Source organism: Corynebacterium sp. AOP12-C2-36, from assembly GCF_052379185.1.
GTDB lineage: Bacteria > Actinomycetota > Actinomycetes > Mycobacteriales > Mycobacteriaceae > Corynebacterium.
Genome location: NZ_JBQSYJ010000003.1, coordinates 20,097 through 31,867 on the forward strand (window position 1 = coordinate 20,097; position 11,771 = coordinate 31,867).

The following is an 11,771-nucleotide window of genomic DNA, read 5'->3' on the forward strand; positions in this document are numbered from 1 at the left end:
GGGAAACGGTGAGGCATGACGAACGAGAAGAACTCGCTGTGGATGGCCGCGCGTATCGCGCGCAGCCTCACCGGCAAGAGCAGGATCAACCCCGTGCTGGGGCCGCTGATCGCCGTGCACCGGCGCTACCACCCCAAGGCCGACGTCGAGATCCTCAGCCGCGCCTACACCACCGCAGAACGCCTGCACTCCGGGGTGCTGCGTAAGTCGGGGGAGCCCTACATCACCCACCCGCTTGCCGTGGCGACCATCGCCGCGGAGATCGGCATGGACACCACCACGCTGGTCGCCGCGCTGCTGCACGACACGGTCGAGGACACCGACTACTCCCTCGACGACCTCACCGCCGACTTCGGCGCCGAGGTCACCCAGCTGGTGGACGGGGTGACCAAGCTGGACAAGGTCGCCCTGGGTTCCGCGGCCGAGGCCGAGACGATCCGCAAGATGATCGTGGCCATGGCCCACGACCCGCGCGTGCTGGTGATCAAGGTCGCCGACCGGCTGCACAACATGCGCACGATGCGTTTCCTGCCGCCGGAGAAGCAGGCCAAGAAGGCCCGGCAGACCCTGGAGGTCATCGCACCGCTGGCGCACCGCCTGGGCATGGCCACGATCAAGTGGGAGCTGGAGGACCTGTCCTTCGCGATCCTGTACCCGAAGAAGTACGAGGAGATCGTCCGGCTCGTCGCCGACCGTGCGCCCAAGCGTGACCAGTACCTGGCGAAGGTCATCAACGACATCCAGTCCACGCTGCGCGACTCGCACATCACCGCCGAGGTGGTGGGCCGGCCGAAGCACTACTGGTCGATCTACCAGAAGATGATCGTGCGCGGCCGCGACTTCGACGAGATCTTCGACTTGGTGGGCATCCGCATCCTCGTCGACGAGATCCGCGACTGCTACGCCGCCGTCGGCGCGGTGCACTCGCAGTACCAGCCGATGCCCGGCCGGTTCAAGGACTACATCTCCCAGCCGCGCTTCGACGTGTACCGCTCGCTGCACACCACGGTCATCGGGCCGGACGCCAAGGTGCTGGAGGTGCAGATCCGTACCCACGAGATGCATTACCAGGCGGAGTACGGCATCGCCGCCCACTGGCGCTACAAGGAGACCAAGGGCTCGCACAAGGGCGACGCCGCCGAGGTCGACCAGATGGCGTGGATGCGTCAGCTGCTCGACTGGCAGAAGGAGGCCGCGGACCCCAACGAGTTCCTGGACTCGCTGCGCTACGACCTCTCGACGACCCAGATCTTCGTGTTCACCCCCCGTGGCGACGCGGTGACACTGCCCACGGACGCCACCCCGGTGGACTTCGCCTACGCGGTGCACACCGAGGTCGGCCACCGGTGCATCGGTGCGAAGGTCAACGGCAAGCTGGTCGCGTTGGAGTCGCCGCTCAAGACCGGCGACAAGGTGGAGATCTTCACCTCGAAGGACTCGACCGCGGGTCCGTCGAAGGACTGGGAGAAGTTCGTGGTCTCCCCGCGGGCGCGTAACCGCATCCGCACCTGGTTCAACAAGGAGCGCCGCGAGGAGACCCTGGAGAAGGGCAAGGAGGCTCTGGCGGCCGAGGCGCAGCGTACGGGTATCCCGTTGCAGCGTCTGGTGACGGCCACGGCGTTGCGCACGGTGGCTACGCAGCTCTCCCGCGATTCCGTGGACGACCTGTACGACGCCATCGGCAAGGGCGGGGTCACCGCCGGGCATGTGGTCCACATGCTGCAGGACATCTACCAGGGCGACGCCGACGAGGACGACCAGCCGGTCGCCCCGGCCCCCGCGGTGCGTCGCACGACCCCGCAGCAGCAGGTCCAGTCCGGCCGTGGTGACGGCTCCGGTGTGCTGGTGCAGGGCAACTCGGATTTCTCGGCGAAGCTCGCCAAGTGCTGTACCCCGGTGCCCGGCGACGAGATCTTCGGCTTCATCACCAAGGGTGGAGGGGTGTCGGTGCACCGTACGGACTGCACCAACTCCGAGAAGCTGCACTCAGAGCCGGAGCGCCTCATCGACGTGGCGTGGGCCTCGGACGTGCGCGACGCGGTCTTCGTGGTCACCCTGCAGATCGAGGGCCTGGACCGCACGGGCCTGCTCAGCGAGGTCACTCGTGTGGTCAGTGAACAGAAGGTGCCGATCATCGCCACGAGCACTCACGTGGCGGAGGACCGGGTGGCGATGTGCCGGTTCACCTTCGAGGTGTCGGACACCAAGCAGCTGGGTTACCTGATGAACCAGCTGCGCAACGTGGAGGGCGTCTACGACGTCTACCGCGTCACCACCGGGGGGTAGGACGCGCCGACGGCGCGACCTACCGGACGCGGGGTGTCAGGCGACCGTGGCGCTCTCGATGCGGACCTCGTCGACGGGCTCGCCGTCGCCGCCGGTGTCCTCGTGCTGACCCTCGTTCTCCTCGATGATGGAGTCCAGGGTGCTCAGCCCGTCCTCGGAGATGGTGCCGAAGATGGTGTAGTCGTTGGGCAGCTGGGTCTCGTCGTCGACGAGGAAGAACTGGGAGCCGTTGGTGTTCTCGCCGCTGTTGGCCATCGCGAGCACGCCGCGCTTGTACTGGCCCTCCTCCTCGACCGGCTCGCCGTCCTCGTTCCAGACGGGGTACTCGTCGGGGAAGGAGTAGCCGGGGCCGCCGGAACCGTCACCGGCAGGGTCACCGCACTGCAGGATCTTCATGGAGTCGCTGACGACCACGCGGTGGCAGGTGGTGTCGTTGTAGAAGTCCTCCGAGGCGAGGTGCTCGAAGCTGGTGGCGGCACAGGGGGCCTGGCCGTAGTCCAGGGTCACGCCGATGTCGCCCTTGTTGGTGGCCAGGGTGACGTCCGAGGTGCCGTCCGTGCGCAGGTCGTCGGCACTGGGCACGGAGACCTCCTTGGCGGCGTCGCCGGACTCGTTGTAGGCGCACTCCTGCGGGGCCGAGGCCTCCTCGGTCTCCGGGGTGCTCGGGGCGGAGCTCTGGCCGTCGGCGAGGTTCTCCTGGTCGTCTTCGTCGCCGCCACCGGCCGTGGCGGCGATGTAGATGCCGCCGACCAGGGCGACGAGCACGACCAGGGTGGCCAGCGTGACGCCGAGGGGGCGCAGCTTTTCGCGCCGTGCCCTCGACTTCAGTTCCTTGTCGAGATTCTTGAGTGCCGCGTCGCGGCGGGAGGAGTTGTCGGACAAAGCTCCGTGGCCTTTCCCTCGGGGATGGTCGTGATCGGATGTGATCGGTCGTGATCGACTGCCCCATTGTTCCACCCCGCACCTGCTTACTCCAGCAGCACGCCACCTTGTCGCCTGTGAATCTGCCCCGGGATCCACCTCGCCGGTGAATCCGGGCCGCGCCGGACGGTAGGGTGGCGGCCATGGCGAACCTCACCGTGGAAGTATTGCCCACCGGCCCGTTCGAGACGAACTGCCTGCTCCTGCACGACGGGGCCGAGGCCACCGTCGTGGACCCGGGGATGGGGGCCGCGGCACTGATCGAGCAGGCCGTGGCGGAGAAGGGGCTGCGGGTCACGCAGATCGTGCTGACCCACGGTCACATCGACCACGTCCGCGACCTGCCTTCGGTGCAGGCCACCTACGCCGTGGCGTCCCACATGCACCCGGCGGACAACGTCTTCCTGCAGCGCGAGGTGCTCGACGCGATGGGACCGTCCGGCGAGGCGCACGACGTGGCCACGATGGAGACCCCGGAGGTCCCCACGCCCGTCGCCGACGGCGACGTGCTGGACATCTGCGGGGTGGGGTTCACCGCCCACCACATGCCCGGGCACTCGCCGGGCTCGGTGATGTTCCGCAGCGAGGTCGAGGGCCAGGGCCTGATCCTCGGCGGCGACGTGCTCTTCCGCGGAGGGGTGGGACGCACCGACCTGCCGTTCTCCGAGCCGGCGGTGATGGTCGACAGCCTGCGCCGCCTGGTGGAGACCTTCGACGGGGAGGACACCGTGGTGCCCGGTCACGGCCCGGCGACGACGGTGGGCACGGAGAAGGAGCAGAACGGCTTCCTGCAGGGGGTCGTGTGAGCCGACGGCCGGGTCGCTATAGTTGACCCCCGTGAGTGACTCCAGCAGCACCGGTTCCACCGGACAGGTCCAATCGTTCGCCGGCCCCAAGGGGGTGCCGGACTACGTGCCCCCGGCATCCGCGGCGTTCCATGCTGTGCGCAGCACGTTCGAGGAGGTCATCCACAAGTCCGGCTACGGCCACATCGAACTGCCGGTCTTCGAGGAGACCGCCCTGTTCGCCCGCGGGGTGGGGGAGTCCACGGACGTGGTCTCCAAGGAGATGTACACCTTCGAGGACCGTGGTGGCCGCTCGGTGACCCTGCGTCCGGAGGGCACCGCCGGGGTGATGCGTTCGGTGATCGAGCACAACCTCGACCGCGGCCAGCTTCCGGTGAAGCTGACCTACTCCGGCCCGTTCTTCCGCTACGAGCGTCCGCAGGCGGGACGCTACCGCCAGCTCCAGCAGGTCGGCGTCGAGGCGATCGGCGTCGACGACCCCACGTTGGACGCCGAGGTCGTGGCCATGGCCGACCGCTGTTACCGCGCGCTCGGGCTCTCGGACTTCCGCCTTGAACTCTCCACGCTGGGCGACGAGACCTGCCGCCCGCAGTACCGCGCGAAGCTGCAGGAGTTCCTCTTCGCCCTGCCGTTGGACGAGGAGACCCGTCGACGTGCCGAGATCAACCCGCTGCGCGTGCTCGACGACAAGCGCCCGGAGGTCCGCGAGATGATGGCGGACGCCCCGTTGATGCCGGACAACCTGTCCGACGCGGCCCGGGAGCACTTCGAGACCGTGACCGGCACCCTCGACGACATGGGCGTGTCCTACACCCTGAACCCCCGCCTCGTGCGCGGGCTGGACTACTACACCAAGACCTGCTTCGAGTTCGTCCACGACGGACTCGGCGCGCAGTCCGGCATCGGCGGGGGAGGACGCTACGACGGCCTGATGGCCCAGCTGGGCGGCCAGGACCTCTCCGGCATCGGGTTCGGTCTCGGCGTGGACCGCACCGTGCTCGCCCTGGAGGCCGAGGGTGTCTCGCCGACGACGGGACGCCGTGTCGACGTCTACGGCGTGCCGATGGGTGCCGACGCGAAGCGTCGGATGGCGGTGGTCGTCGACCGGCTGCGCCGCGCCGGCGTCAGCGCCGACATGTCCTACGGCGACCGTGGTCTCAAGGGCGCGATGAAGGGCGCGGACCGGGCGGGCGCCCTCTTCGCTCTGGTCCTGGGCGACAACGAGCTCCGGGACGGCACCGTGGTGTTGCGCGACCTGTCGACCCGTCAGCAGACCGAGGTCGCGGTAGAGGATGTGGAGCAGGTTGTGACCAGGGCATTAGCGGAAGTAACCGCCTGATCTTGCTCTGACCTTAGCCTCTCCTCAACCGGGGGTGGCGGGTGCTCCGATGGGCTAGTCTTGTCTCTGAATCCTGAAAGTTACATTCAGGCGCAGAGACCTCACACTGAGCCCAGAGGAGTATTTTCATGGAAGAATCTGAGTCCCCGGGAGGCGGGGAGTCAACGACGGCAGCACGCAGTTCACCGGTCAACTGGCCGGTGTTTATTGTGTCCGCCGGACTGATGGTCGCCTTCGTGGTCTGGGCCTGGCTGGCCCCGGACTCCGCGGACAACGTGATCAACACGGTCAAGGAGTGGGTCTCCACCAACCTGGGCTGGTACTACGTGTTGACCGCCGGGGTGGTGGTGGTCTTCGTCCTGGTGATCGCGTTTCGCCGCGTGGGCAACACCAAGATCGGCCCGGACCACTCGCAGCCACGGTTCGGGATGTTCACCTGGGGCGCAATGCTCTTCGCCGCCGGCATCGGTGTGGACCTGATGTTCTTCGGCGTCTCGGGCCCCGCGACGAACTACCTCACCCCGCCGGAGACCGCCGAGCTCTCCGACGAGGCCGCCCGCATGGCCCCGCTGTGGACGATGTTCCACTACGGCATCCCGGGCTGGGCGATGTACGCCCTGATGGGGATGGCCTTCGGCCTGTTCGCCTACCGCTACCACATGCCGCTGAGCATCCGCTCGGCCCTGGCCCCGGTCTTCGGACGCCGCATCCACGGCGCGATCGGCCACGGCGTGGACATCGCCGCGGCCATCGGCACCGCCTTCGGCATCGCCGTCTCCCTGGGCATCGGCGTGGTGTTCCTGAACTACGGTCTCTCCGAGATCTTCGGGATCCCCACGAACACCGGCGTCCAGGTCGCCCTGATCGGCCTTTCCGTGCTGATCACCGTCATCTCCACGGTCTCCGGCGTGGACAAGGGCATCCGCCGGCTCTCCGAGCTCAACGTGTGGCTGGCCCTGGCGCTGATGGTGTGGATCGTGGTCATGGGCCGGACCGCCGAGCTGCTCAACGCCCTGGTGCAGAACCTCGGCGACTTCGTGGCCCGGTTCCCCTCGATGATCATGAACACCTTCGCCTACACCGACGGTGCCGCCGACTACCCGGCGGACCAGTGGCAGTCGGACTGGACACTGTTCTTCTGGGCCTGGTGGATCGCCTGGGCACCCTTCGTGGGCCTGTTCCTGGCCCGGATCTCGCGCGGACGCACCCTGCGCCAGTTCATCCTCGGCGTGCTCGTGATCCCCTTCGCCTTCATCGCGATCTGGATCTCGATCTTCGGCAACGCCGCCCTCGGCTTCTTCCGCGACGGCGACGAGGAGTTCCTGCAGACCGCGGTGGACACCCCGGAGTCCGGGTTCTTCCTGCTGCTGCAGCAGTACCCGGGATCGACCTTCGCGGTGGCCCTGGCCGTGCTGACCGGCCTGCTTTTCTACGTCACCTCGGCGGACTCCGGTTCGCTGGTGATGGCGAACATCACGTCCAAGCCCTCGGTGGAGGACGCGGACGGCCCGCCGTGGCTGCGGATCGTGTGGGCGGTGCTCACCGGTGCGCTGACGCTGGTGATGCTGCTCATCGGCGGTGTCTACACACTGCAGGCGGCGACGGTGCTCATCGGGCTGCCGTTCTCGGTGATCATGTACCTGCTGATGTTCAGCATCTGGCGGGTCCTGGGCGCCGAGGCCCACTGGTTGCAGTCCCGGGCGCTCTCCCTGCCCGGCGCGCTGTCCGACCGGGCGGGAACCCCGCAGCCGCGACTGGCGTGGCGCAACCGGCTCAAGCGCCGGATGAGCTTCCCCTCGGCGAAGGAGACCCAGGCCTACGTGGAGAGCACCGCGGCGCCGGCCATCACCGAGGTCGCCGAGGAACTGCGCGAACTCGGCCTGGACGTCTCGCTCACCCGCGACACACACCCGGAGCACCCGATCGACTTCGTCGACCTGCTGGTCCGGTTCCCGGGCCAGGACGACTTCAAGTACCAGGCGTACCCGGTGCCGGGGCAGGTGCCGAACTTCGCGGTGAACCTTAACGTGGACCACGACGTGTACTTCACGCTCGAGGTCTTCTCGGCGACCGGTTCACGCGGCCACAACATCCTCGGCTATTCGAAGGACCAGGTCATCTCGGATGTCCTGGACTCCTATGAGGTGCACGTGGAGTACATGTCCCTGACCGGTGACGGTGGTACCCCCACCGCCGACGCCCACGGCACGGCACCCTCGCTGTGGACCAACGACGACAACGACCCTGAACAGACAGGAAGAGAGAACAGCAATGACTGACACCATCCGGGACACCCCCCAGGACACCCCCTGGTCGCTGTACATCGACGGCGCCTGGACCGCCGCGGCCGACGGCGGCACCCGAACCGTGACCTGCCCGGCGGACGGCAGCGTCGTCGCCGTGGTCTCCGAGGCGACCTCCGCCGACACCGAGAAGGCCATCGCCGCGGCCCGACGGGCCTTCGACGCCGGCGAGTGGTCCTCCACCTCGGCTGCCTACCGTGGCGACCTGCTGCTCAAGGTCGCCGACGCCATGGCCGAGCGCAAGGACGAGTTCGCCCGCGCCGAGGCCCTGGACACCGGCAAGCGTCTGGTCGAGGCCGAGGGCGACATGGACGACATCATGAACTGCTTCCGGTTCTTCGGCAAGATCGCCGACCAGCACCCGGGCCGCATCATCGACGCCGGGGACGACTCGGTGATCTCCCGGGTCGTCTACGAGCCCGTCGGCGTGTGCGGGATGATCACCCCGTGGAACTTCCCGCTGCTGCAGGCCAGCTGGAAGATCGCCCCGGCGATCGCCGCCGGCAACACCTTCGTGCTCAAGCCCGCCGAACTGACCCCGCACACCGCCATCCTGATCATCGACGTGCTGGACAAGCTCGGGCTGCCCGCCGGTGTGGCCAACCTGGTGCTCGGCGCGGGTGCCGAGGCCGGTGCGCCGCTGTCGTCGCACCCGGACGTGGACATGGTCTCGTTCACCGGTGGTCTGGTCACCGGTCAGCGCATCGCCGCCGCCGCGGCCCCGTCCATCAAGAAGCTGGCCCTGGAGCTCGGCGGCAAGAACCCGAACGTGGTCTTCGCCGACGCCGACTTCGACGCCGCCGTGGACAACGCCCTCAACGCCGGTTTCCTGGACTCCGGCCTGGTCTGCTCGGCCGGCACCCGTCTGATCGTCGAGGAGAGCATCAAGGAGCGTTTCGTCGACGAGCTCGTCCGCCGTGCCGAGGGCATCGTGATGGGCGGTCCCTTCGACGAGGCCGCCGAGACCGGCCCGCTGATCTCGGTGGAGCACCGCGACAAGGTCACCGACTACGTCCGGCGTGGTGTGGAGGCCGGCGCGACCCTGCGCTGCGGCGGCCACTGGGGCGGCCCCGAGCTGGAGAAGGGCTGCTTCTACGCCCCGACGGTCCTCGACAACTGCACCGCGGAGAACCCCGCGGTCGTCGAGGAGGGCTTCGGCCCGGTCATCACCGTGGAGACCTTCACCACGGAGGCCGAGGCCATCGCCACGGCAAACCACACCGAGTACGGCCTGGCCGGCGCGGTGTGGACCAGCGATCGGGGAGTGGCGAACCGGGTCTCCCGGGCGCTGCGCCACGGCACGGTGTGGATCAACGACTACCACCCCTACGTCCCCCAGGCGGAGTGGGGCGGCTTCAAGGCCTCCGGCACCGGACGCGAGCTCGGCCTGGCCGGACTCGAGGAGTACCGCGAGGCCAAGCACGTCTACGAGAACACCGAGCCGGCCGCGACCGGCTGGTTCCCCCAGAAGTAGTACCCCGTCAGCAGTACCTGACTGTTCACCTGAATTCATGGAACACATGAGGAGTGGAGAAGACATGCGAGACAACTACGACTACATCGTCATCGGTGCAGGTTCCTCGGGCGCCGTGGTGGCGTCCCGGCTCAGCGAGGACCCGGAGGTCACCGTCGCCCTGATCGAGGCCGGCCCCACCGATGTCGACAAGCCAGAGATCCTGAACCTCGCCGAGTGGCCCGGACTGCTGGAGTCCGGCTACGACTGGGACTACCCGATCGAGCCGCAGCAGCACGGCAACTCCTTCATGCGCCACGCGCGTGCGAAGGTGCTCGGCGGCTGTTCCTCGCACAACTCGTGCATCGCCTTCCACACCCCGGCCCAGGACCTGGACCACTGGGTGAGCCTGGGTGCGGCCGGCTGGGACTCCGAGAGCGTCCTGCCGCTGATCAAGCGCCTGGAGACCAATGACCGTGAGGGCGACAACCACGGCCACGACGGCCCCGTCCGTCTGCGCTCGGTGCCGCACCGCGACCCGGTGGGCACGGCGATCATCGAGGCCTGCGAACAGCAGGGCCTGCCGAACACGCCTTTCAACGAGGGCACCACCGTCAACCACGGTGCGGACTGGTTCCAGATCAACGCCACCGACGAGAACGTGCGTTCCTCGTCCTCGGTGTCCTACCTGCACCCGGTCATGGAGCGCGAGAACCTGGACATCCTGACCGACCGTCAGGTCTCCCGGATCCTGTTCAGCGAGACCACCGACGGCGAGGGCGGGCAGCCCACGGCCACCGGCATCGAGTACCTGGACAACCCCTTCGGACGGCTCAAGACCCTGGACGCCAACCGTGAGGTCATCCTCTCCGCCGGCGCGATCGACAGCCCGAAGCTGCTCATGCTCTCCGGCATCGGCCCGGCCGAGCACCTCGCCGAGGTCGGCGTGGAGACCCTGGTCGACGCCCCCGGCGTCGGCGAGCACCTGCAGGACCACCCGGAGGCCGTGATCTCCTGGGAGTCCAAGGTCCCGATGACCCGTGACGCCACACAGTGGTGGGAGATCGGGATCTTCGACAAGGTCGACGAGGGCGGTGCCGACGGCCTGGACCTGCCGGACCTGATGATGCACTACGGTTCGATGCCCTTCGACATGCACACACGTCGTCAGGGCTACCCGACCGCGGACGAGGCGTTCTGCCTGACGCCGAACATCACCCACGCCAAGGCCCGCGGCACGGTGCGGCTGCGGACCTGCGACTTCCGCGACAAGCCGATGGTCGACCCGCGGTACTTCACCGACGAGGAGGGCTACGACATGCACATCGCCGTGGAGGGCATCAAGCTCGCCCGCGAGATCGTCGCCCAGCCGGCCATGGCCGAGTACGCCGGCCGGGAGCTCTTCCCGGGTACCGAGGTGCAGTCGGACGAGGACATCGCCGACTACGTGGCCAAGACGCACAACACCGTCTACCACCCGGCCGGCACGGTGCGCATGGGTGCCGTGGACGACGTCATGTCGCCGCTGGACCCGGAGCTGCGCGTCAAGGGTGTCTCCGGGCTGCGCGTCGTCGACGCCTCGGTGATGCCGCAACTCACCGCGGTCAACCCCAACATCAGCTGCATGCTGATCGGGGAGCGCGCCTCGGACCTGATCCGCGGCAACTGATCAGCATCCGATCGGCGAGGGGAGTCCTCAGCGCCTGAAGTCCTGGGCGCAGGACTCCATCGTGCCGTTGTCGTAGCCGGTAGTGAACCACTGCTGGCGCTGCTCGGATGAGCCGTGGGTCCAGGCGTCCGGGTTGACCTGGCCGCCGCCGGCGGACTGGATGGCGTCGTCGCCGATCGCCTGGGCGGAGGTGATGGCCTGGTTGACCTGCTCGGGGGTGACGGGGTCGAGCACGGCGTCCTCGCCCTTGTCGGCGTGGGCGGCCCAGACACCGGCGTAGCAGTCGGCCTGCAGCTCCATCTTCACCGCATTGGAGTCCTCGCCGGGGTCGTCGTAGTCAGACAGCCCCAGGTTCCCCTCCAGGTTCTGGATGTGGTGGCCGAACTCGTGGGCGACCACGTACATCTGCGCGAACGGGCCGTCGGAGCCGCCCATCTGGCGCAGCTGGGTGAAGAAGTCGTCACCGATGTAGACGGTCTGGTCGCCGGGGCAGTAGAACGGGCCGGTCTGGGCCGTCGAGGCCGTACCGCACCCGGTGTTGACCTGCCCGTCACCGATGACCAGGCCGGGTTCGGTGTAGCGGATGCCCGCCTGCTCGGGGAGCAGACCGGACCACACGGCGTCCAGGGAGATGGCGGTGCCCTCGATGCGGCAGTCGTCGTAGGTGTTGGCGTCCTCCACCGTGGTGCAGTGCTCCAGGTTCCCGCCATCGGTGCGCGTGGCACCGGAGGTTCCATCGGAGCCGCCGAACATGCCGGCACCACCGTTGGCGAAGAAGATCACCGCGGCGACGACGATGATCCCCGGAAGCCCGAAGCGCCGTCCGACACGGCTCATCAGGATCATGCCGAGGATACCGCCGCCCCGGTTGCCCCCGTTGTTACCCCCGCCGAGGCCGAAGCCTCCGCCACCACCGCTGCTGCCGCCCGAGCGGGCGCGACCGCCCATCCCGGACAGGTTGTTGTTGAACGACATGGTGGAAGTGTAGCGGGAC

Annotated in this window: 8 protein-coding genes; 6 read left to right on the forward strand and 2 right to left on the reverse strand. The window is 68.1% G+C overall.

The genetic code is table 11. The features are described from left to right. Nucleotides 1-15: 15 nt before the first annotated feature. Complete coding sequence (locus ACT3UN_RS02935; protein WP_301442034.1) at nucleotides 16-2,286, forward strand: RelA/SpoT family protein; 2,271 nt, start codon at nucleotides 16-18, stop codon at nucleotides 2,284-2,286. 36 nt (nucleotides 2,287-2,322) lie between these two features. On the opposite strand, the gene ACT3UN_RS02940 is transcribed toward ACT3UN_RS02935, so the two are convergent. Beyond that, complete coding sequence (locus ACT3UN_RS02940; protein WP_301442035.1) at nucleotides 2,323-3,168, reverse strand: peptidylprolyl isomerase; 846 nt, start codon at nucleotides 3,166-3,168, stop codon at nucleotides 2,323-2,325. A gap of 182 nt (nucleotides 3,169-3,350) precedes the next feature. Between ACT3UN_RS02940 and ACT3UN_RS02945 the strand changes: the two genes are divergently transcribed. From ACT3UN_RS02945 to ACT3UN_RS02965, 5 genes are all read left to right on the forward strand, one after another. Beyond that, on the forward strand, nucleotides 3,351-4,013 hold the full coding sequence (locus ACT3UN_RS02945; protein ID WP_444656272.1) for an MBL fold metallo-hydrolase: 663 nt from the start codon (nucleotides 3,351-3,353) through the stop codon (nucleotides 4,011-4,013). A gap of 31 nt (nucleotides 4,014-4,044) precedes the next feature. Beyond that, nucleotides 4,045-5,352 carry a histidine--tRNA ligase gene (hisS, locus tag ACT3UN_RS02950; RefSeq protein ID WP_441579623.1) on the forward strand — a complete coding sequence of 436 codons (1,308 nt, stop codon included), beginning with the start codon at nucleotides 4,045-4,047 and terminating at the stop codon, nucleotides 5,350-5,352. Nucleotides 5,353-5,480: 128 nt separating this feature from the next. Further along, the gene (gene betT, locus ACT3UN_RS02955; RefSeq protein ID WP_444656274.1) at nucleotides 5,481-7,631 is read left to right on the forward strand and encodes a choline BCCT transporter BetT; all 2,151 of its coding nucleotides are present in this window, start codon (nucleotides 5,481-5,483) and stop codon (nucleotides 7,629-7,631) included. Then, complete coding sequence (locus ACT3UN_RS02960; protein ID WP_301443163.1) at nucleotides 7,624-9,129, forward strand: aldehyde dehydrogenase family protein; 1,506 nt, start codon at nucleotides 7,624-7,626, stop codon at nucleotides 9,127-9,129. The genes betT and ACT3UN_RS02960 overlap by 8 nt, the downstream gene beginning before the upstream one ends. A gap of 64 nt (nucleotides 9,130-9,193) precedes the next feature. Further along, entirely contained in the window at nucleotides 9,194-10,777 is a 1,584-nt protein-coding gene (locus ACT3UN_RS02965) for a GMC family oxidoreductase (RefSeq protein WP_301443164.1), read from the forward strand. Nucleotides 10,778-10,804: 27 nt separating this feature from the next. On the opposite strand, the gene ypfJ is transcribed toward ACT3UN_RS02965, so the two are convergent. Further along, nucleotides 10,805-11,752 carry a KPN_02809 family neutral zinc metallopeptidase gene (gene ypfJ, locus ACT3UN_RS02970; protein WP_441579699.1) on the reverse strand — a complete coding sequence of 316 codons (948 nt, stop codon included), beginning with the start codon at nucleotides 11,750-11,752 and terminating at the stop codon, nucleotides 10,805-10,807. Nucleotides 11,753-11,771: the final 19 nt, after the last annotated feature.